The 21,812-nt window shown below is 44.1% G+C and carries 26 protein-coding genes; 3 read left to right on the top strand and 23 right to left on the bottom strand.

Annotated elements, in window-relative coordinates:
* Nucleotides 1-17: 17 nt before the first annotated feature.
* The 5 genes from lpdA to B9Y67_RS18235 all read right to left on the bottom strand — a co-directional run bounded on the left by lpdA (nucleotide 18) and on the right by B9Y67_RS18235 (nucleotide 6,764).
* Nucleotides 18-1,439, bottom strand: a complete 1,422-nt coding sequence (gene lpdA / locus B9Y67_RS18215; RefSeq protein WP_085508791.1) for a dihydrolipoyl dehydrogenase — start codon at nucleotides 1,437-1,439, stop codon at nucleotides 18-20.
* Between the two features lie 15 nt (nucleotides 1,440-1,454).
* Nucleotides 1,455-2,543 carry a butyrate kinase gene (buk, locus tag B9Y67_RS18220; protein WP_085508792.1) on the bottom strand — a complete coding sequence of 363 codons (1,089 nt, stop codon included), beginning with the start codon at nucleotides 2,541-2,543 and terminating at the stop codon, nucleotides 1,455-1,457.
* A gap of 30 nt (nucleotides 2,544-2,573) precedes the next feature.
* A complete protein-coding gene (gene bcd / locus B9Y67_RS18225; RefSeq protein WP_085508793.1) occupies nucleotides 2,574-3,668 on the bottom strand; it encodes a branched-chain amino acid dehydrogenase in 1,095 nt (364 codons plus the stop codon).
* A 12-nt stretch (nucleotides 3,669-3,680) separates the two neighbouring features.
* A complete protein-coding gene (gene yqiS, locus B9Y67_RS18230; RefSeq protein ID WP_085508794.1) occupies nucleotides 3,681-4,586 on the bottom strand; it encodes a phosphate butyryltransferase in 906 nt (301 codons plus the stop codon).
* 108 nt (nucleotides 4,587-4,694) lie between these two features.
* Complete coding sequence (locus B9Y67_RS18235; RefSeq protein ID WP_085508795.1) at nucleotides 4,695-6,764, bottom strand: sigma-54 interaction domain-containing protein; 2,070 nt, start codon at nucleotides 6,762-6,764, stop codon at nucleotides 4,695-4,697.
* A 158-nt stretch (nucleotides 6,765-6,922) separates the two neighbouring features.
* Between B9Y67_RS18235 and B9Y67_RS18240 the strand changes: the two genes are divergently transcribed.
* The 3 genes from B9Y67_RS18240 to B9Y67_RS18250 all read left to right on the top strand — a co-directional run bounded on the left by B9Y67_RS18240 (nucleotide 6,923) and on the right by B9Y67_RS18250 (nucleotide 10,560).
* Nucleotides 6,923-7,147, top strand: a complete 225-nt coding sequence (locus B9Y67_RS18240) for a DUF2627 domain-containing protein (protein WP_062446592.1) — start codon at nucleotides 6,923-6,925, stop codon at nucleotides 7,145-7,147.
* Nucleotides 7,148-7,882: 735 nt separating this feature from the next.
* On the top strand, nucleotides 7,883-9,793 hold the full coding sequence (locus B9Y67_RS18245; RefSeq protein WP_085508796.1) for a DUF294 nucleotidyltransferase-like domain-containing protein: 1,911 nt from the start codon (nucleotides 7,883-7,885) through the stop codon (nucleotides 9,791-9,793).
* The gene (locus B9Y67_RS18250; RefSeq protein ID WP_085508797.1) at nucleotides 9,793-10,560 is read left to right on the top strand and encodes a 3'-5' exonuclease; all 768 of its coding nucleotides are present in this window, start codon (nucleotides 9,793-9,795) and stop codon (nucleotides 10,558-10,560) included. Before B9Y67_RS18245 ends, B9Y67_RS18250 begins: the two co-directional genes overlap by 1 nt.
* Nucleotides 10,561-10,603: 43 nt before the next feature.
* On the opposite strand, the gene B9Y67_RS18255 is transcribed toward B9Y67_RS18250, so the two are convergent.
* From B9Y67_RS18255 to B9Y67_RS18320, 18 genes are all read right to left on the bottom strand, one after another.
* A complete protein-coding gene (locus B9Y67_RS18255) occupies nucleotides 10,604-11,950 on the bottom strand; it encodes an aspartate kinase (RefSeq protein WP_085508798.1) in 1,347 nt (448 codons plus the stop codon).
* 831 nt (nucleotides 11,951-12,781) lie between these two features.
* Nucleotides 12,782-13,135: a type II toxin-antitoxin system PemK/MazF family toxin gene (locus tag B9Y67_RS18260; RefSeq protein WP_085508799.1), complete on the bottom strand. Its 354-nt coding sequence runs from the start codon at nucleotides 13,133-13,135 to the stop codon at nucleotides 12,782-12,784.
* Between the two features lie 8 nt (nucleotides 13,136-13,143).
* Nucleotides 13,144-13,335 (bottom strand): hypothetical protein, encoded by a 192-nt coding sequence (locus B9Y67_RS18265; RefSeq protein ID WP_085508800.1) that lies wholly within the window; start codon nucleotides 13,333-13,335, stop codon nucleotides 13,144-13,146.
* 202 nt (nucleotides 13,336-13,537) lie between these two features.
* Nucleotides 13,538-13,666, bottom strand: coding sequence for a hypothetical protein (locus tag B9Y67_RS21075; protein WP_254901839.1), 129 nt, complete (start codon nucleotides 13,664-13,666; stop codon nucleotides 13,538-13,540).
* Nucleotides 13,667-13,693: 27 nt separating this feature from the next.
* A complete protein-coding gene (locus tag B9Y67_RS18270; protein WP_085508801.1) occupies nucleotides 13,694-15,832 on the bottom strand; it encodes a phage tail protein in 2,139 nt (712 codons plus the stop codon).
* Entirely contained in the window at nucleotides 15,825-16,061 is a 237-nt protein-coding gene (locus B9Y67_RS18275; RefSeq protein WP_139823847.1) for a hypothetical protein, read from the bottom strand. The genes B9Y67_RS18270 and B9Y67_RS18275 overlap by 8 nt, the downstream gene beginning before the upstream one ends.
* Before the next feature lie 139 nt (nucleotides 16,062-16,200).
* On the bottom strand, nucleotides 16,201-16,503 hold the full coding sequence (locus B9Y67_RS18280; RefSeq protein WP_085508803.1) for a hypothetical protein: 303 nt from the start codon (nucleotides 16,501-16,503) through the stop codon (nucleotides 16,201-16,203).
* Between the two features lie 95 nt (nucleotides 16,504-16,598).
* Nucleotides 16,599-17,228 (bottom strand): hypothetical protein, encoded by a 630-nt coding sequence (locus B9Y67_RS18285; protein WP_139823848.1) that lies wholly within the window; start codon nucleotides 17,226-17,228, stop codon nucleotides 16,599-16,601.
* Nucleotides 17,229-17,359: 131 nt separating this feature from the next.
* Complete coding sequence (locus B9Y67_RS18290; RefSeq protein WP_085508805.1) at nucleotides 17,360-17,653, bottom strand: hypothetical protein; 294 nt, start codon at nucleotides 17,651-17,653, stop codon at nucleotides 17,360-17,362.
* Nucleotides 17,646-18,371 carry a hypothetical protein gene (locus B9Y67_RS18295; RefSeq protein WP_085508806.1) on the bottom strand — a complete coding sequence of 242 codons (726 nt, stop codon included), beginning with the start codon at nucleotides 18,369-18,371 and terminating at the stop codon, nucleotides 17,646-17,648. The genes B9Y67_RS18290 and B9Y67_RS18295 overlap by 8 nt, the downstream gene beginning before the upstream one ends.
* A 137-nt stretch (nucleotides 18,372-18,508) precedes the next feature.
* Entirely contained in the window at nucleotides 18,509-18,778 is a 270-nt protein-coding gene (locus B9Y67_RS18300; protein WP_176224047.1) for a hypothetical protein, read from the bottom strand.
* A 118-nt stretch (nucleotides 18,779-18,896) separates the two neighbouring features.
* Nucleotides 18,897-19,052, bottom strand: coding sequence for a hypothetical protein (locus B9Y67_RS20795; RefSeq protein WP_176224048.1), 156 nt, complete (start codon nucleotides 19,050-19,052; stop codon nucleotides 18,897-18,899).
* Nucleotides 19,049-19,198: a hypothetical protein gene (locus tag B9Y67_RS20800; RefSeq protein WP_176224049.1), complete on the bottom strand. Its 150-nt coding sequence runs from the start codon at nucleotides 19,196-19,198 to the stop codon at nucleotides 19,049-19,051. Before B9Y67_RS20800 ends, B9Y67_RS20795 begins: the two co-directional genes overlap by 4 nt.
* A gap of 21 nt (nucleotides 19,199-19,219) precedes the next feature.
* Complete coding sequence (locus tag B9Y67_RS20805) at nucleotides 19,220-19,360, bottom strand: hypothetical protein (RefSeq protein WP_176224050.1); 141 nt, start codon at nucleotides 19,358-19,360, stop codon at nucleotides 19,220-19,222.
* A 245-nt stretch (nucleotides 19,361-19,605) separates the two neighbouring features.
* The gene (locus B9Y67_RS18305; RefSeq protein ID WP_085508808.1) at nucleotides 19,606-19,923 is read right to left on the bottom strand and encodes a hypothetical protein; all 318 of its coding nucleotides are present in this window, start codon (nucleotides 19,921-19,923) and stop codon (nucleotides 19,606-19,608) included.
* 19 nt (nucleotides 19,924-19,942) lie between these two features.
* On the bottom strand, nucleotides 19,943-20,854 hold the full coding sequence (locus tag B9Y67_RS18310) for a replication/maintenance protein RepL (RefSeq protein ID WP_085508809.1): 912 nt from the start codon (nucleotides 20,852-20,854) through the stop codon (nucleotides 19,943-19,945).
* Nucleotides 20,855-20,868: 14 nt separating this feature from the next.
* Nucleotides 20,869-21,105, bottom strand: a complete 237-nt coding sequence (locus B9Y67_RS18315) for a helix-turn-helix transcriptional regulator (protein ID WP_085508810.1) — start codon at nucleotides 21,103-21,105, stop codon at nucleotides 20,869-20,871.
* A gap of 15 nt (nucleotides 21,106-21,120) precedes the next feature.
* Entirely contained in the window at nucleotides 21,121-21,336 is a 216-nt protein-coding gene (locus B9Y67_RS18320) for a helix-turn-helix domain-containing protein (protein ID WP_085508811.1), read from the bottom strand.
* Between the last annotated feature and the right edge of the window lie 476 nt (nucleotides 21,337-21,812).

Below are 21,812 nucleotides of genomic sequence, written 5' to 3' on the forward strand. Positions count from 1 at the left end.
TCAACCCCTCCTTTGCATTATCCGTGAATTTGTTTACCATCAACAGCCATCGCCGCTTCCCCGATTGCTTCCGATAAAGTCGGGTGAGGATGGATGGATTCAGCAATCTCCCATGGAGTCGCATCGAGAACTTTGGCAAGACCGGCTTCCGAAATCATATCAGTTACATGCGGGCCGATCATATGGATTCCTAATAAATCATCAGTCTCTTTATCAGCAATAATTTTGACAAAACCATCCGATTCACCGAACACTAACGCTTTACCGATTGCTTTGAAGGAAAACTTCCCTTTTTTGATTTCGTAACCAGCTTCTTCGGCTTGTTGCTCTGTCAATCCCACACTGGCAACTTCAGGATTAGAATAGATACATGTCGGTATTTCTTCGGCTTTCAATTTGTCCGGCTTTTTCTCTGCCATATGCTCGACAGCCGTTATTCCTTCGTGTGAAGCGACATGGGCAAGCTGAAGGCCTCCAATAACATCACCAATGGCATAGATGTGGCTTTCTTTGGTCTGGTAATAATCATTCGTTTCAATGAAGCCATTTTCGACTTTGATATCCGTGTTTTCCAGCCCGATATTAGTCACGTTTGCTGAACGGCCAACAGATACTAATAATTTATCAGCCTCGTAAGTCTCCTGCTTTTCTTTAACTTCAGCCTGGATAACCACGTTGCCGTCTTTTTTCAGTGTGTCTGGAAGTACTTTTGCACCAGTTACAACTTTGATGCCTTTCTTCTTCATCAACCGTTGCATTTCCTTAGCTATTTCTTGATCTTCTGTAGGCAGGATTTGCGGAAGATATTCGATGACAGTCACTTCCACACCAAAATCAGCAAGCATGGAAGCCCATTCGATCCCAATGACTCCCCCGCCGACAATAATGATCGACTTTGGAAGTTCTTCCATTTCAAGTGCTTCATCGGAAGTCCCCACATATTCGCCATCTATATCGAGACCTGGCAGGGTTTTGGGTTTAGAGCCGGTAGCAATCAAAACGTTTTTGGGAATCAGCATTTCATTCTCTTCCCCGTTATTCATCTCCACCGAAATGGTGCCCGGCATTGGAGAAAAAATCGAGGGACCTAAAATTCGGCCAAACCCTTCATACACATCGATTTTCCCCTTTTTCATCAGGCCTTCTACCCCTTTATGTAAGGTATCCACGATCGACTGTTTTCTCTTCTGAACACGATCGAAGTTGATTTTAGGCGGTTCCGTGATAATTCCATATTCGTCCGCTTCTTTTGTCTGCCGGTATACTTCAGCACTTCTGAGCAGTGCTTTGGAAGGGATACAGCCTTTATGCAGGCAGGTACCGCCCATTTTCCCCTTCTCGACAACTGCTGTTTTCAAACCAAGCTGAGAGGCTCTGATTGCTGCGACATATCCACCAGTACCTCCACCCAGTATGACTAAATCATAATCTTGAGCCATGGTTGACTCTCCTTTCTATTCTGTGAAATTTGGATAATGCTTGGGCAGTTCTTCCTGACGAAGCACGCGTAATGTGCCGGCATTCAGAGCTTCCAGCTCATTTTCGCCAGGATAAACCAGGATATCAGCAATCCACTTGACTCTTTCAGATATTTGCTCAACAAAGCCTTTCCCGTACGCCAGACCCCCAGTCAGCACAATAGCATCGACTTTCCCTTCCAATACCGTGCTCATTGATCCAATTTCTTTTGCTATTTGATAAGCCATCGCGTCATAAATCAATGCTGCTTTTTTATCGCCGTGTTCCAAACGCTTTTCTATTTCTACCGCGTCGTTGCTATCTAAATAGGCCATTAATCCGCCTTTTCCGACTAGCTTCTTCATAATTTCATCCCGGTAATACTGTCCAGAAAAACACATGGCAACGAGATCACCAGCGGGTACCGTCCCTGCACGTTCCGGAGAAAAAGGACCGTCGCCATGCAAACCGTTGTTCACATCGACAACCCTGCCATTTTTGTGTGCCCCTACTGTAATACCGCCACCCATATGGGTCACAATCAGGCGGGATTCTTTATAAGTTTGCCTCAAGTCACTTGCTGCTCTTCTAGCTACGGCTTTTTGGTTCAATGCATGGAAGATGCTTTTTCTTGGAATTTCAGGAACCCCTGAAACCCTTGCAATCTCCTGTAGTTCATCGACGACTACCGGGTCCACAATAAAAGCTGGTATGTTAAGCCCTTGCGCAATTTCATTCGCAATGATGCCACCTAAATTAGAGGCGTGCTCGCCATTATAGCCGGCTTTTAAGTCCTCAAGCATTGCATCATTGACTTCATACGTACCACCTTCAATAGGTCGTAACAAACCGCCACGACCACACACGGCACTCAATTTACTGATATTAATTCCTTCTTTATCCAGTTCATCTAATATCACTTGTTTCCGAAACTCAAATTGCTCAATGATTCTCGAAAAACCCGCCACCTCTTCAGTCTTGTGGCGGATTGTCTTTTCAAAAATACAAGTTTCTTCCTCAAAGACTCCGATTTTTGTAGATGTCGAACCTGGATTAATAACAAGTATTCTGTAAGCTTGCTGCACTGCCTTAAACCTCCGATCAACCTTCGCTGTTTATCTTCTGCTGAGAATATGGTGTCCATTTTGCAAAAACTGGCTTCTTGAATGACGCATGCGCTGAATACGTTCTTCAGCCATTTTGTCAGCAGCTGCATATGTCGGAATATTGTCCCGCTTGGATATTTCGAACACTTTGGATACATTATCGTAAATTGTTTCTACCCGCTTCATCGCCCGCTCTTTATTATAACCATTCAACTCGTCGGCAACATTAATTACCCCTCCGGCATTGATGACGTAATCAGGCGTATAAACGATTCCTTTTTCATGGAGGATATCACCATGTGATGTATCTTTCAGCTGGTTGTTAGCCGCTCCAGCGATAACTTTAGCCTTCAATTGTGGAATTGTATCATCATTGATTGTTGCACCCAGGGCACATGGCGCATAAATATCACAGTCAACGCCATATATTTCATCAGGATCAACCGCTTTGGCGCCAAAGTTCTCGACAGCCTGTTGAACGGCATCTTTGTTGATATCCGTTACGATTAAACTTGCGCCTTCTTCATGAAGATGGCGGCAAAGGTTGTAAGCGACGTTTCCGACGCCCTGTACTGCTACTGTTTTTCCCTCTAGTGAATCTGTTCCAAATCCCTCTTTGGCAGCAGCTTTCATTCCGCGATATACACCATAAGCCGTCACAGGCGAAGGATTTCCTGAAGAACCAAATGCCGGAGAAATACCGGTTACATAATCTGTTTCTTCATGAATTAAATCCATGTCCTGCACTGTAGTCCCTACATCTTCAGCCGTAATATAACGGCCATTAAGTCCCTGAATATACCGTCCAAACGCACGGAACATTTCTTCGTTCTTATCTTTTTTAGGATCTCCGATAATAACAGTCTTACCGCCACCAAGGTTCAAGCCTGCAGCTGCATTTTTATAGGTCATACCTTTGGCAAGACGAAGGGCATCTTCAATAGCCGCATCTTCGGAATCATACGTCCACATTCTGGTCCCACCTAATGCAGGGCCTAACGTTGTATCATGAATAGCAATGATCGCTTTCAAACCAGAAGTTTCGTCCTGACAAAATACCAATTGCTCATAGTCATATTCTTTCATATAAGTGAAAATTTCCATCTCGTATTCCTCCTAATGTGTATCAGATGATAGTAAAGCAAGTGCGAGTGAATATATTTTACTCTCTGCTGAATCAGCACGAGAGGTGAGAACGATTGGTGCTGCAGCTCCGCTTATAATTCCGGCAACTTTCGCATTGGCAAAATACATAAAAGATTTATACAACGCATTAGCTGTTTCAATAGCTGGAGCTAACAGTACATCTGCTTTTCCAGCAACAGGGGAGGTGATCCCCTTTTGCTCGGCTGCTTCTATACTTACGGCATTATCAAACGCAAGCGGTCCATCCACCTGGCAATTTTTCAGTTGGCCCCTATTCGCCATCTGGGTAAGCAGCGCCCCATCCATTGTTGCAGTCATGGAAGGATTCACTACCTCAACTGCAGCCAGGACTGCTACTTTCGGTTGTTCAATCCCTAAACTCCTCGCCACTGAAACTGTATTTTCAATGATTTGTGCCTTTTCTTCCAAAGAAGGGGCAATGTTCATCGCAGAATCCGTCAGGAATATCAGTCTATCCTGGTTCGGTATTTCAAACAGGGCTACGTGGGATAATACATTCCCTGTACGAAGCCCATAATCTTTGTGAAGTACCGCCTTCAATATTTCTTTGGTGGAAAGGTTACCTTTCATAACTACTTGTGCCCGGCCTGTCTTTACTGCTTTCACCGCAACAGCTGCCGCCTCTTCCTGGTTGGAGTCCAAGACTTCGATTGAGGGGTGATTTAAACTTAGTCCAATCTCGCCCGCAAGCTTCTCGACTTCTTTATGTTCCCCAACCAGCAAAAAACGACAGAGATTGTTTTCTATAGCTTTGTTGACAGCTTTCAGTACTTCACGATCTGCCGCTTGAGCTACGGCAACAGTTTTTACAGCGTTGTTATCCAATTGTTTGAGTAATGTTTCTAAAGTACGCAAACTCTCACCTCTTCACTATTAACATGCAAATTTCATGCCAAATTTCCATCCAATGAAAACGCTTCCCGGTTTGTCTTTCACCCATGCAAAGATTATCGTGTATGCAATTTATTGCATGCTATTTTTGTCTAAATTGTATTTATCAAGTTTATAATAAAGATTTCTAATCGATATTCCGAGGGCCTTTGCTGTCTGTGTTTTATTATAATTGTGTGCCTGATAAGCTTCAGCCAACAATTTTCGCTCGTATGCGTCCACAGCCACCTGCAATGTTTCTCCCAGCCATACTTGTCCGGCATCTTTTTGCCCCTCTCTTTCTGGAGTCGTATGCTTTAAAGGCGGGATATGAGAAAGTTGAATGACTTCATCATAGTTCTCCATATAAATCATTGCTCTTCCGATAATATTTTCAAGTTCCCTTACATTCCCCGGCCAGTTATAACCTTTAAGCTTTTCTAATGCATCGTCATCCAGCCTCTTAACGTTGCGCCCATAATTTTCGTTCAATTTCTGTATCAAATACTCAATTAATAACGGGATATCTTCAATCCTCTCCCTTAATGGAGGTATATAAATAGGCAGTCGATTAAGTCGGTAGTAGAGGTCTTCCCGAAAGCTCTTGTTCATGATCGCTTTCTCTAAATTGACATGCGTGGCTGCTATGATTCGCACATCCACCGGTACTGGCTTAGTTCCGCCAACCCGTACGATTTCTTTTTCCTGCAGCACACGGAGTAATTTTGCCTGCATTTGAAGTGATAGCTCTCCGATTTCATCCAAAAAAATACTGCCATTATGCGCTTCTTCAAATAAACCTTTTTTGCCGCCTCGTTTGGCGCCCGAGAAGGCACCTTCTTCGTAACCGAATAACTCGCTTTCCAATAGCGACTCTGCAATAGCTGCACAATTGACCCGGATAAACTTATTATGCCTTCTGCCGCTCTCATTATGGATGGCGTGAGCAAAAAGTTCTTTTCCTGTACCAGATTCTCCTCTTAAAAGAACCGTGGCAGGCGTTTTCGCTCCCACCTTCGCTTGTTCTAATGCAAGCGTCATTTCTTGCGAAGTGCCAATAATGTCATCAAAGGTATATTTCGCTTCCAGCTTCCTGATAATCTGCCTTGCCCGTTTCAACTCACTGGTCAATGACTTAATTTCAGTCACGTCATGCAGGACACCGACACTCCCCTTCAGCTTTCCATCCACGATTACCGGCGCAACATTGACAATGACATCCTTTTTGGCAGGACCGACTTTCATCCTCACACCTCGAACAGGTCTCCTTGTCTGAAGTACCTTCATGTGCATACTCTCGCCTTCATAAATATCCACGGTTGCCGGCTTTCCTACAATATCTTTTTCCGTAAGCCCCGTAATTCTGGTGTAGGCAGGATTAATCATCAATCCCTTCCCATCTTCATCAACGACCGTGATTGCCTCATCGGAAGATTGGATAATCGCTTCCAACATCGTTTTTACTTCCTTGAGATCAGTTATTTCTTCTGCAAGATCCACCACTTCGGTAATATCTTTAAAAACAGCAAAGGCACCCATCACTTCACCAGCACTATTTATAATAGGAATTCTAGTGGTAATCACCTTTTTGCCATTTTCCAGTATGAGCTTCTGGTTAACCTCTTTCCGGCGCGTTTTCATGATTTGAGGAAGTCTGGTGGATGTTATGATCTCATCCACTTTCCGCTTAAGTGCATCTTTTTTATCCATCCCTAAAATCTTCGCAGCACTACGGTTCATGAACGTCACGTTTTCCTGTTCATCTATCACAATCATTCCATCATGAATACTGTTTAATATCAGTTCCTGATTAATTGTTTGCGTTTTCAATTCAGTCAATAACGTTTCTTTTTCTTCTAAAAGTTCAGCGGTGATATAGGCTACCGCCCCTGGGATCACTACCGTTTTCCCTTTTCTTCTGGAAAGGATAGCTTCAAATGTCTTCTCATCCCCAGTGGCTTCGATGACTATATCAATGTCTTTATGTATCCATTGCTTCCAGTCCGAACCCGTCTGGATGTCGAGTTCGGCAGCCAGACGCAAACCATCCGCCTGATCATTAATATCTACAATAGCGACAATCTCCATTCGATTAGTCGCTTTCAGCAACTTTAATAACGCAGTTCCGCCTTTTCCCGCTCCTACGATTAGTACTCGTTTCACTGTACCACTTCCTGCAATTTTTTGCGTACTTTCATCATAATCTAACCTGCATTTATTAGCAAGATAAAAATGTTTTCAGAAAAAAGCTTGTTTGCTATACTAAAAAGCAGTGAAAGGTTTTGCAATAAATTATTGATATTAAAGGGAGATAAAGCACAATGCGATTGATAGCTTTATTAATTATGCTGATTCCGGGTATTATTGCTACATTAGGAATTAAACTAATCCGGGACACGTTATTTGGTATTATGCATCCCATCTTTTTTCATATTTCTATCCAATTCATATTTGGGGTTTTATTTATATTAGGCGGTATAGGGTTTATAGCAGGATTTATTCGTCACCGGGATAGTAAGAGGAAAAATACGAATGGGAAATTTTAAAAAGAGCTAAAGAGCTCTTTTTTTATTGGTTAAAACCAACATTGCATTTCTCCAGTAAAGCTCCCTTTTCTTGAAGACTCAGTTTCGAGATAAATTGTTTCCGTTACGATAGTAACGGTTAGGAGGTCCGGGAAATTACTCGCTTTCCATGGGCGTACGGTGAGCTTCCTCGGGCTTCGCCTTGCGGGATCTCACCGCTCATGTCCATCCCACTGGAGTCTCGCAATTTCCCGGACCTCCTTGCGTTTATGAGAGATACGGAAACATCGGTATATCGTTCTTCAAACCAAGAGTGAGCTATGCATGAAATGTGAGCTTAAAACCGCGTCTTTATTCAATTATCCATTAAAAGTAGAAGACATCTGCAATATAACAGGGGTTCTTTTCTCCCATCCTTCGGATGGGGTGGCAGGGAAACTGCGAGACTCCCGCGGGAGAAGGGACTAGGCAAGACCCCACAGGGAGTGAAAACGACCGAGGAGGCTTGCCGGTTCCCCCGCAGGAAAGCGAGTAGTTTCCCGGACATCCCTGACGCTATTATGGTAAAGAACCCTCACTATCTTGAAACTGAGTCTTCCACAATTCGGCCCTATTGTGGAATAAGGCTATTATGAATAATCAACAAAAACAGTTAGCGAAACCTCGGGGAGAATTCCTTTAAACGGCTTGGGAAGCATTCGTTATACTTAATTTGCTATACTAAGACTACTAAGAATATCACGAAGGAGTTTTTAGATGGAAAGTTACCAGGATATGTTCAAAGAGCAGTATCCCTTCAACTTGTTAACACCTGAAGAATTCAATGAAATTTTCGGTGATGCTTCCATGAATGAATATAATAAAAATGAATTCATTATCCATGAAGATCAAGAAGAAGATACAATAGAGGTGCAATTTATATTATCAGGACTTGCCAAGAATATTATGCACCGTTCGAATGGTCAGCAGTTGTCCGTCAACTTTTTTTATCCCGGAGACCTGGTAGGTGTCATGATGATGCTGACAAGCGGGGAGATGAAATTTTCTGTACAGGCACTTGAAGCGACCAAGACACTACGTTTTGATAAATCGAAATTCTTTGATGTCATGTCCACCAATACACACTTCTCAAAAGTAGTCGTCGATGAAATCAGCAACATGATGAAATCGCTCTATAATGAGATTAAATATAAAAGTTCTACATCTGATGAAAATGATGAGAAAGAATTGTTTAAAAAGCGTGCCGATACCTTTATGGAGCCGCCCACTTTCATTCATCCAGAAAAAACGGTGGAACAAGCAGCCAGGATTATCCAGGAAGAAAAGGTAGAAGCCTTGATCGTAAGTGAAGACCGTCAGACTATGCTCGGTATGATTGGTTATTCAGAAATTTTAAAGGCTTATTTTGAAAATGGACATACCAGGCCGGTAAAAGCATATGCGACCGAAGAATCGTTCGCCATTGCCTCTCAGTCCTTTATATATGATGCATTAAGTTACTTGAAGCATCACCCTACGGAGCTTATCCCGGTCCTGCACCGGGATACCATTGCAGGGGTGTTGAGGCAGTCCTCTTTCTTTACGATTCAAAACTCTGTATATTTCGATTTGACTTACAGGATTTCAAATGCCACTAGTGTAGAAGAGCTAAAATTATTATCTCCCAGCAATAATCAACGCTTCCAACAATTTGTGGCCAGTCTTGTCGGTGAGAACATGTATGCCTATGACATCACAGAATTAATATCCAATTATAATGAACGTATCCACAAACAAATTATTCAGATTGCTGAGGAAGAGATGGTAAAAGAAGGGTATGGCGCTCCTCCAATCAACTATTGTTTTATAGTGATGGGGAGTCTGGGGAGAAAAGAACAAGCTTTCAGTACAGACCAGGACAATGGTCTGATACTGGCAGATTATAAACACCTGCATGCCGCCGAAAAAATCGAAAACTATTTTAAACGATTGGGCGAAAAGATTAATCACATGCTTCATTATTGTGGCTTTCCATTATGCACCGGAGGAATTATGGCAAAAGAAGAAAAATGGAGGAAATCTACAGAGGAATGGTATAACAGCATAAATGAATGGATCGAAAAAATGGATGGAGAGGAAATAAGGGATTTTACTATCTTTGTCGATTTTCGGCCGGTATTCGGTGACTATTCCCTCGCCTATGAACTTCGGGAATATGTCGTGAAAAGAATCCAACGTTCCTTAAATCTTCATCAGTTATTAATGAAGGATACCTTACGATTCAGAGTACCGATTCAGCCATTCGGCAGGATCACCGGCATAGGCAAAAAAAGAGGGTTAAATTTAAAGAAATCTGCGATAATGCAGATTGTCAATGCTATCCGAATTTATTCTATCAAGTACGGGATTGATGAAATTAATACGGTAAAAAGGCTGACAGCACTCACCGAACAGGAACGATTCCACCCTAGAGATGCCGAAAATGCTAAATTAGCTTTCCATCGCCTGCTTACCTTCCGATTACAGGAAAATTTGCGGCAGTTAGACGAGAACCTGCCGTTAACCAATGAGTTAAACCTGGCCCGTCTCAAAAAAGATGAAAAAAGGCTGCTTCGTGACGCCTTGATTATAGCTAAACGTCTGCAACAAGTACTGGAATTAAGTTATAACAGGAATCGGGTGGTTTAATGCTTCCTATTGACCTGCAAATACTTAAATATCTGTTCTTTGAAAAAGCAATTTATTCCTATAAAATCCGCCCATACCGGAGGCAGGATGCTTATCATACGTTATATCGGAAACTAGAGAATTACCAGCCTCCAGGCGAATTACTTCAACAGCCGCTGGATCAAGCAACTTATACAATTTTCGATTTAGAAACCACCGGCTTTCTTCCGGAGATAGGTCATGAGATTATATCGATCGGTGCCATCCAAATCGAAGGTCTGCAATCTTGTCATATAAAAAAATTCCATCAAATTATAAGGCCGATTCGCCCTGTACGCAGGCATACATTGGACTTGACCGGACTGACGCGCACTCAATTAAAGAATGGAACGTCTTTCATTGAAGGGTTTGACCGTTTTTTATCGTTCAGTGATAATTCTATTTTAGTTGCCCACCCTGCAAAGTTTGATATGCGTTTTCTGCGTGCAATGTTAAAACGCTGGAAGCTTCCTGACTTTAATCCTCCTGTGATCGATTCCCAATTAGTTGCCCAATGGCTGCTTCCTGAAATACGTCACCAGCTGGATCCCTTATTAAGATACTTTGATATTGAACAGATGGAACGTCACCATGCATTGAATGATGCGATTATGACTGCAGAGTTGTTTGAGCAATTATTAAAAGGGGCTATAGAATCAGGTGCAAAGGATTATTATTATTTACAAAAACAATTGGACTCCCTTGAGCCATCCAAAAAGAAGGGTTCCTTACTATTAAGTTCAAGCTGATCAGAAAAAAAGCAGCCAGGGTTCCTGGCTGCTTTTTTAACCTTTATTCAAAAAATTCTTTATATAAATATTGAACAACACGTTCCATACCTTCTTCATAGACGCCAAACATCATGGATACTTCTGATGACCCTTGGTTGATCATTTCGATATTAACATCCGCTTCACGGAAAGCACGGGTAGCCTGACTTGCCAGACCTATAGTATTATTCATCCCTTCTCCAACAAGCATGACCATTGCCATATTCCGCTCGATGTTCACCATATCTACATTCAACTCATTTTTAATTCGTGCAATGACTTGTTCTTCCTTGTCTATAGGCAACTGGTCTTCACGTAAAATGACAGACATATCATCAATTCCAGACGGAGCGTGTTCAAAAGAAATTCCTTCATCTTCTAAAATTTGCAGTAATCGACGACCAAACCCTATTTCCCTGTTCATTAAATATTTACTTACATAAAGTGTCAGGAATCCTTTATCACTGGCTATCCCTGTAACACGTCCATAACCAGCTTCGTTTTCTGAAACAATCATGGTCCCTGGCGCTTGGGGATTATTTGTGTTCTTAATACACACTGGAATCTTTGCTTTAAACGCGGGAATTAAAGCTTCATCATGAAAAACAGAAAAGCCTGCATAGGAAAGTTCACGCATTTCCTTATAAGTCAAGGAAGTAATTTGTTTAGGGTTAGAAACAATCGTTGGATTTACACAATAGACCGAATCTACATCCGTGAAGTTTTCATATAAATCAGCTTTTACTCCTGCGGCTACAATAGAGCCGGTAATATCAGAACCTCCCCGTGGAAAAGTCACCAATCTGCCAGCTTTGCTGTACCCGAAAAATCCCGGAATGACAAGAATACCATCACGTTCCCGAAGTTTATACAGTTGTTCCAGGCTTTCATCCAGCACCTGCGCCTGACCTGGTTCATCACTCACAATAATGCCGGCATCTTTTGGATTCACATAGGAAGCTTCTACATCTTTTGATTGTAAATACGCGCTGAGGATTTGTGCAGAACCATCCTCTCCACAGGACTTGAGGGCATCTAAGGTCCATTCTGCAGATTCATGTGTTTGGATGATATATTCGATGTTCTTTTGAATCGTTTCAGTCAAATCCTCCGAGAGCTCCAATTCCTGGATGATTTCACGGAAACGATCCATGACTGCAGATAAAGCTGCATCATGATTTTCCTTGCCTATTACCTTACCAGCAAGTTCAATCAGTAAATCAGTCATTTTGACATCATCACTGAACCTTTTACCAGGTGCAGATACTACCACCACTTTTCTTTCTGTATCATCTAACATAATATTTGCAACTTTTCTTAGTTGGGCTGCATTTGCTACAGAGCTTCCCCCAAATTTTACTACTTTCATTATTACATCTCCCTGCTACTTTGATAAAGTGATTAATAATTTAAAATTGTAACATAGATATACTTGGTTCTCCATTATTTGTAGGGAGAATTCTGATTTTTTATAAAATATCATAATAATTCCTTTACGAAGTTACAGACACGCCTACACAATAACCTTAACTACCCTATATGGAAAAATTGACTTTTATGAAAATCCGGAGTGAATGAAAAAAGCTTCCCACACTCTCTTTATGAAGAGTGGGAAGCTTTATCTTATTTAAGCAAACGTATTTACCATAATTAACTTGCTTTATGTTCCAGACGCAGGCGGTCGGCTACCATCGCAATGAATTCGGAGTTGATGCCCCCGGATTGGCTTAGCGGCAGGGTTTGTCGCAAGTTTAAACGTATATTTATCGGCCAGTTGACGACGTACTTTATCGGTTTGTCCGAGTTATTTTATACGTCTTATTGTACGGTAACTAACCGAATATTGCAAGGGGGCCATTTATAGAATAGCGCTCTCTGACGAAACTAACCGCCCTACTACCCGTGAAGACAAAACTAATTTCGTTATAGGCCGTTTCTCTGCATATATATATACGTATATATGTTTCGTTCGTTTGGAATAGTAGGAGGCAAGCCTAAACCCGCGCCATTACTAAGACTGGAATATTCCTTAGTCGTTGCTTGGTGTGAAATTTCGTTGGTAGGGGCCGTGGCGTAGACGTTGGCATATTCGATAGCATAGACAACGGTGTATTCTTTGGACCTGTGCTAAATAATAAATAAACAGGCTTCCCCAATACCTTATTAGTAAAATAAAAAAAAGCCACCTGGATTTAGGTGACTAATAACCTTTTTCAAAGAATTCTTCAAGTTTGGCCGTTATTGCTACTTCATCTTGTACGTGAAGTTTACCCCGTAAATTTAATATTTGTGACTCATCAACTAATACTAATTTCCCGCATCTAGCTGTAGATGGTATAGGTAGGCCTGCATGTGGACGTTTCCAATGAACTAGCGCATAATCATAAGGATCCCCTGGTCGGGGGTTTTCTTTCGTAAGTTTAATAATTGCTACTTCATTAGTTTCTTCATAAACTTCCACAATAACACAAGGCCTTTCCATTAAGGCATTCGGATCTTCTTCTTTAGGAACATTAGCATACCTAACTTGCGCTGGTTCTATCCCTCTCCCCATACAATTCTTTAAGAGTAATTATATTCTCTTTTTAGTTCGAGTTTCGGGGCACTGTATTTTCTCCAAGGATCATCTTTATCAATAACTGTAAGGCCTTTTTCATTCTTCTTTGTGTTATTTTTAGCAGCATCGTAAATTCTTTCGCGATTTTCACTAGAGAAGTTCTTTAACATATTTTTCTCCTCCTTTTTTCTACCCACATATATCACCACCTTGTTAAACGCTCGGTAGTAATAAGTATGATTGGTATTTGGTAAATTATACTATAAGTTGTCCAATTTGGCCAACTTTTTAGTGAATTTTAATACTTTCCCGTATCCTTTAGTGTACTTTACCTTATTTTAATGCGATACAAACGTAAGTTATAGACGCCCTCCGCAATGGAAGACGCCCGTACATATTTTACTCGAAGTCGACCCGAATATGACCCGCCTGGTCCATCCGTACATACGCCGGCTGTTTTCCCTGTTCCGCCAGCCAGCCGATAAAATTCATATATTCGTAATTATCCGTGAATACTAACGTTTTCATATAATCGCCCCCGATAAATTTAGTTAATTACACGCCAAACTCAATCGCAGCATCGCGCATAATTTGACGTTGCTTCCGTAGAACCTCCGAATGACTCGCCGGCTGGCCGCTATTGATCGTAACGTTTTGAGTAAACGCCGTGCCTTGCGCCTGGTCTCTTACGCCAGTAGTAGCTTCGACATACCCGCCGCGTTTAATACTTGCTGCCTTACGATTAGTTACGCCGTGCATATCGACACTCATGCCGTTTAAAGGCTTGCGGATTGCGTCTGCTACTCGATTAGCTGCACGTACTGCCGGTGATTCCGCCTTTTTCAGTGAGTCAACGATAGGCCCGCCGAAGTTTAGCTTGTTAAGATCGCGTAATGCGCCCTCCTTAGCGGGGCTAAACGGCCAGTAATCACGAATAGCCGAGGTGATTTCCGATACTTTGCCGGTTACTTTCGATTTCATAGCGTCAAGGCCGTCAATAGCCGACTGAATGATCGCTTTACCCGACTCGTATAAGTCAATGCCCTCGAAGAATTCCTCGATATTCCCCCAGATATCCTGTACACTGCTCCACATGTCGTTCATTTTCTCGGTTGCTGCGTCCTTCATGTCGTTATACTTCTGCCCGACCATGTTCGCCAGTTCTGCGGCATAACTGATCGCGTCGTTTTTCAAGTCGCTAAAAAAGCCAACGACATTACCGACCATTGTGCTAACGCCTGATACTACGTCATTTTTAAGGTTAATAAACCATCCAACGACCCTAGCGACTAGTTGCATTGTTTTCGTCTTGATAATGTCCCAGTTAGACGCGATGACAGTCGCAAGTAGAATAACCGCAGTAATGATAATACCTATCGGATTACTTAATCGTAGAATCGTTAAGCCTATACGAGTGACAATCGGCATTACCTTTTGCAGTTTTACGCCGAACTTGCCGAACCAACTCCAGATTTTAATTACGACCGGCGTTAGGGATGTTATTGTCGCTGTGACAAACGCAATAATAGGGCCTATCATCGCGATTACACCTCTGAACATAAATAGCACGCCGATTAGTTGTCCGACCCATTCATGATTCTTTAATACTTCGCTCGTCCACGCAAAGAACGAGTTAGCCATTTCTAGTACCTTCGTCGCTAACGGCTCCATTGCGATTCCCAGGTTAACCAACGTCGTAATGATATTGCCGATCAGACTCAGCATCGTTGGTCCGTTCTCTTGTACGTAAGCTACGAAGTTTTGGAAGGCCTGGTTAGTCTCGAGCGTCGACGCCCACTCCCGGAAACGCTCCGACATGTTCAGAAAGCCATCCATAAACGACTGCGCTAACGGATCAAACGCAACCATCATATTAAGGAAGCCCATCGCAAAGTTACCGACCGTTTTCGTTAGTTGTTCGAGGTATGGTCCGGCCCTCATGCCTAGCCATGTAAAGAATCCGTGAACGTCGGCGCTGTTTAACGACTCTTGGAACGAACTAGACAGGTTTTTCACCGCGTCTATCGTACTCCATATTGCCGGCGTAAATAGGCCAAGGTTGTCCTTAATGATCCGTAGGTTCTGCGTAAATATCTCGAAGATAGGCTTGCGGAACTGGTCGCGGAATTCCCTTAATGATAACTGTACCTCGCCCAGCGCCGTCACTGCGTCGCGAGTATACTGCGGCAGCGCGTTCCATTCTTTCGAGCCTTTCTTCATGTTCTGATCGATGTTATACAGTTCTGCGGCTAACGGTATTGCCACGGCCGTAAATGCTCCGGCGCCCATACCCGCGGCAGTCATCGAGGCAGCCAACGCCCCTGCTCCGCCGGCAGCACCGGCAAGTAACGGCCCTAACGCTGGCGCCATCGAGAAGAAACCGCCCTTCATCATGCCGAGGGATATTTCGTCAATAGTACGCATGCGACCCGCAATTTTATTAAACCTATTATCGAAGTTACCTACTACATTGACGTATATATTTCTAATACGAGGCAGCGCGCCGATTTTACGGTTAGTTTCGTCTATCTTACTGTTAGCTGCGGCAGTGTTAGCGTTAAATGTCGTCGCTACCGTCGTGTCTACCGAGTCAATCGCTCGTTCGACCTCTTTCACCTGGCGTGTCATGCGATCTAAATCGCGTGAAAATTTGTCCGTAACCTTCACAACGTATTCTATGTTCATTTTAGCCATGCCGCGCACCTCCTAATACCATTGTCGCCTGCTTAAGCTCATGCGCCGCCAGTTCACCGGCAATATCGTTGTCATATTCGATATATTGCTGGACGTAATTAATGGCTTTACGCATGTGTGCGAGTGACTGCGCCTGATCAGCGTTCAATTTACGTTCATTGATTGCGCCGGCCATTTCCGCCAGCTGTTCAAATTCAGCCAGCTTGCCGCGTTTATTCGCGTACGTCATACCGTTTACTTGCGCGTTAAGACGCTTCGTTAGTTTGCGAAACTTGGCCGTCTGGCTGTTGCTTTTACGCTTCATTTTTTACCGCTCCTTTCCGATATAATAAAAAAGACGCCCGGTTAAGGGCGCCCTAATTGCTCGATTATGCGAATGTTACGCTGCTGACTACGGGATCCGCGCTATACTTGTCGTTTAAATGCGTTTGCAGTGCCGCAGGTAATACGACCTCTGCCGGCAGGTTAACCGTAATCGCTTCGGCAGTGCCGCTGTTGTCTACGATAGACTTAACCGCCTGTTCTAACGCCTTCTCGACGAACTCAACGACACTCATGCCGCTGATATCGCTTAGTAGGCGCTTGTTATTTTCGTCAGTTGCGTTAAGTCCGCGGTAGCCGTGCCTGAAGTTATTCCCTTCATATTGGTTAACATTAATATTGATTTGCATATAAAACCTCTCCTTTTAATTTATTAGTTGCTTCGTTGCTTCACTGCTCCGCGAGTGACGGGACGGACCTCACATCATCGCAGCGGGGTATGCGGTTAGATTTTATGTCTTCGCTCATGCTTTACTTCGATATCCGTATTGAAGTAGCGTTTGTTCGCCATTTTCAACGTCGTATAAGGCAGTGTACATGCATCAGGCAGTTTTTGCGCCGCCTTAGCGAATACCTCCTCCGCGCTTTCACGCTGTCTTACGTCGCGATAAATACTGCGCAGCTGCTTTTCTAACGCAGGCTTACCGGCTGCCGCCTGCATAACGCTTGGCAATTCGTGTGATAGCGCTAGTTTCGTGCGATCGTCCATATACGGTAATTTCTCAGCTAATATGTCAATAGCGCCCTGCCCATCGCCCATTGCAATTTCTGCGGCAAGTGACCGCGCTGTATGGGCTGCTTGTTCGCGTGCTGTATTACTGATTGCGACGCGCTTGTTGGCCGCCTCTTCCTTAGCTGCATGGCGGATCTCATCGATGAAAGCCTTGTATTCCGACTGGATATTATTTACGTTGGCGTCTAACTCCGCCTTAAGCTCGTCGATTGCGGCCTGTTTAAACGTTTCATCTCGGTATCGGGGATCAATACTTTTTTCGATTGCTTCCGCTTTCTGCTTAAAGTTCGTCACTTCGCGCTGTACTTTATCCTGGTAAGCGTCTACCTCAGGTATGTTCATACCGATGGCGGCTTTCTTCTCGTAAATTTCCGCCGCTGTTTCCTTTGGCAATTCGTAAAGCTCGCCCGCCGCATACATTTTCCCGTCTACTTCTGTTTTCTCCGTCATAAACACTTTTTCGTAACTCATAATTATCTCCATCTCCTTGTACTCATTTTTATTTGTGGTAAATCTGCGTTACTGTCGACCTCGTCTACGGTCATACCGTTTAACTTAGCGACCTGATCGAGCAACTCCCTGGCGCTGTTATACGCCGCAAAGTCGCCGCGCTGCTTCGTCTTATACGTCGCTTTAAATATCGTCTTGCCACTCGCCTGTTCAATCGCTAGTAGGGCGACCTTCTTTACGCCTGCTTCCGGCCCCGGATCCACGTCGATTCTTGCGGTTATTAAGCCGGCGTTGTCCGACTTGTCTTCGCTATACATTCGCCTCAACTCCTGACGTCATTGGTTCGTTAAATACCTCGATTACATCGTTTTTTCTTTCCGCGGCATCCTCCGCTAACGCTATGACCTCCGCCGCGCCTTGCTTAGCTTTTTCCGTTTTGATTACGAGCTTGCCGGCGAATCTATCAGCGAAGTTACGGCGCAGGCTTATGTTAATCATGCGCACTACCCCGACTTCATCGGCCGCCAGTTGCCGCTCTACATATGCCGCTACTTTGTTCGCTGCTTCGGCGTTGCTCAGCGCCTGGCCCTCGTACAAGCTGGCGATGCTTAACGTGTTACGCGCGTCATATTCGATCACGCCGATAGCCGTATGTTTACGACCGCTTGTCTTATCGAGGTATGCCTTGAAATACCTGCGGACATGCCGACCTTCTTCGATATCCGCGTATTGATCCTCGAATCTATCTGCGTCCATGTTAACTCGCTCCTTCTTCGTGTTAATGCCGATCGTTAACGGATAAAGCGACAAGCCTTGCGCCCTGGCTGCGCTTATAATTTGCATAACGTCCGTATCAATGCCGCGGCTTAGGACCTCGCCAGCTCCGCTTGTTAACGCATGCCCCGCGTCGGTTACGCTTAATACGGTCGTGCCTGGCGTTATAGGCGCATGGCGGCCGGCTTTATCGCGGGCATGTAACTTCAATTCCGTCGGCTCATTCCGATAGTAGCCGTAAGTCGTGTACAAACATTTCATTTCGGCTGCCTCCTTTGCGTTACGCGTTTAAAATGCATTTTCAAGGGGGGCAAGGTGTTTATACCTAAACCGGAAATAATGCCCTAAAAACCCCCATATATCAGGCTTTTTCAGCCCCTAAAGCGTAACGGTATTGGTCACTTATTTGTCGAGTCCTTCAAACGTTTATTTTTCATCCGTTTCTTAGCTTGCTCGCGCTTTATTTCTTCGCGGCATGCCTCGCAGTATTTCTGGCGGTTACTCGATTTCTTGTAACGGACAGCACAACGCTCGCATGTATCCGGATATTCCGTCTTTGATTTCTTTAACGGATAGTTGTCCGGGAAGTGTTCGAGGTACTCGTCGAATAACCCCGGGTCTGCCGGTCCGACCGCCTTCATATAGTGCGGGCATACATTCGCTATCACCCGATCAGCATCGAACGATAAGACGCACTTGCCGTGCATGGTCAGCTTGCAGCCGTCTTCGCCTTCGTGATTAGCGCATTGACTGCGGGCGTGCCGGTGCAGACGTGTTTGTAGCGATTTAACTTGTCGTTTGTTCATCGTCATCACCCGCTTTCAACGTAAAAAGGGCAGCTATTAGCCGCCCCTCTTTTCGTACTTCTACTGTTCGCTCATATCGGTTATCCTTGCTTATGCGCGCAATGGTCCGCCTGCTATCCGTGTAAATTTCCCTCATGCGCGATCACCGCCGTTGATACCGTCTACCTTGTCGTCAATTGCTTCCACCTTGCGCTCAATACGCGATAGGCTCGATCGAATCTGCCCCACCGCTAACAATAAGTCTTCCAGCGTTACCTGCTTCGCTTGTTTTTTCATCTCCATAATTAATCCCATCCCCTTAAATTAGTTTTGTTTGAATTCTTCTTGCATCGCCTTAATCGCTTCCCTAAGCTCGTAACTAACGTACGTCTTACCGGTGCTTTCAACGATTGCCAGCGCCAGTGTATAAATTGCCTTTGCTTCTACGTTATTGCTCGCTTCCATACCGTCCCCTCCTCTCTCAGTATGTATTTGCGTAATATCCTCCCGCGGACTTGACAAGGTTTTTAACTAACCGCGGTCCAGTCGGATATCAACGTATAAAAAATAAGCCCCCGTTAAACGGCAAGGCCCACAAGTTATTTTCGTCGGCATATTTTTTCATCCGCTCTTCTAAAGGCGTTTCAACGTCGCCGATAAAGTTAACGGGATACCACTCCGCAGGCTCCGCAGTGACTAGCGGATTTATTTTATTCGCCGTTGCGAGCCTTATCGTCTGTTGTCGCGTCGCTACTTCGAGCATTTCCACGCTGCCACCTCGCCTCATGGTAGTCGTCATAATCGATCGCTTGCCGCCATTGGTTCGTTAGTTGGTGCGCAAATTCTTCGGTAACTACGTCGCTTTCCACTAGCTCACCGTCGACCATTCGATAATAATGCTCGTCAGCCTCGGAAATAACCAACCGATCCTTCTCCGACTCAAACTCGTAAACAACGTCGAGGCTATGTCCTTCGCCTTCTATTTTTCCGGCAAAGTTTTCGCTAATATGTTTTATTCCTTTATTCATACGTTTCGCCCTCCTCGTTTTATTGCGCAAACTGCGCTTTGATTGCGTCCAAGTCTTTACCTCCGCCGCCATATACAACGCTAGGGTTAACGACTACTCTGCGCTCTCTACGGTCATGCGGATTAATTACGTATGTGAATACCGGCTTGCCGTCTAACCATACGCTGTTTAACTCGCTGCTTAGGCGTCTTTCTTCCTTATATCCGAGCAGCGCCGCCAGTTTCTTAACGCTCATAGGACGTATAAGCGACGGGTCTGTTTCGTCCGGGTTATAACTTATAATGTTCGTCGAGAAGTTAAGGAACGGCAGCACGCTGTAAATTATCGCCAGCTTACCGACTGACCGCCCGTTGTAAGTTTCGTATAATTCGCGCACGGTCTTACGGAACACGCGAATATGTTCGTAGTCGCTTACGTCGTAGTCGTGGGCCTTAATGTCGCCGCGATAGAATACCATCGGGTTAACGAAGATTTCGCCAGTCTCGTTATTCTCCTTAATAATACCCTCGTCCATCAAACGCTTATAAAACTCGCGGAACCTTTTCGGCGATATTCCGATTTTATTTTGCAAGTCGCGCTTACGAATGATATGTTTGCCGCTTTGCAGGCGGTTAGTGCCCCAAGCTACGAACGTGCCAACGTACATAAGGCGTGCCAGGTCTTGCTTTGTTAGGCTTGGGAATCGATCTTCCATCGTAGTTGTCTGCGCGAATAACGCCAGTACAAACTTACCGTTTTCGTCCGAGTGAATGTCCATCTTTGTTTTATCCTCGTATCTACGCCTTTGCTTTTCCGTCTGTACAATACGGGTTTCTACGAATTCAACTTCTTGTCCAAACTCGTTATATATCTTTCCGTCGATAGTTACGTGATTTTCCTTCGCCCGTAATGCGTTCGCCTTCGTTTTCGGTCCTAAGTCCTCCCATTTCATTATCAATCATCCCCCTAGTTTTTTCGTTTTAATACCGCCTTTAATTCGCGGTTACGTTTAACAAACGCCTGAAAGCCTTCGTCCGTCGGGTCGAACTTTAATGCGATCTTTGCGCATAGCCCGTCTGTAACCTTACGCCTGCCTGCTTCTACCTCCGCTACCGTCGAGTATGTGACTCCGATATGCTCCGCGAAGTCCGGCTGCGACATGCGCAAGTAATAACGGATCAGCTTAACCGTCTCATTTTCCACCGTTATGCCTCCTAGTTAGTTTAATCGGTCGTGGATATCGATCAGCATTGCAATTTCTTCGTCAGTTACCGGCAGTGCTTCACGTAGTAGTTGCTTACGGCCTGGCGGTATATCCTTATAGCCCGCTTCAAGCTGCGATATGAAAGTCAGTCCGACGCCGACCTCACGTGCCAGCCGCGCCTGGTTAATACCGAGCGCCTTACGTACAATCTTTAACGTTTTTACATCCATTAATAAAACCCCCTAATCTAATAAATTTTATCTTACTTTAGAATCTTAAAAATAAGGCCCGTACAGTCATAAACCGTACGAGCTAATATAACCGTTTGGATATCCCTAACCTAACGGCCTACACGTAAATATAACGAGGCAGTAACGCAATGTGAGAGATTATATACCCCTCTATAAAGATAGGTTACATTCGGCCCCAGTTTGGCAGGTATAAAAGTGAATTGTAATATAAATGTAATATTTATGGTATCTAATTCCAGATATTCACGCAGCCCTTGCCGCTTATTCTTTAGGTAAGATAATATTACGTGCCTTTTACGTCCCATAATCGGGCGAATACGTGCCTTTTACGTCCCTATGTGTAACACGGGTTTATTCGACCTATACTCGCTCATGCTCGATTATGCTTCGATTTACGCCCCTATTTGCTAAGTCTTCAATATCCCAGTATCCCACCTTTTACGGTGAAACCTTTT

Source organism: Thalassobacillus devorans, from assembly GCF_900176565.1.
GTDB lineage: Bacteria > Bacillota > Bacilli > Bacillales > Halobacillaceae > Thalassobacillus > Thalassobacillus devorans_A.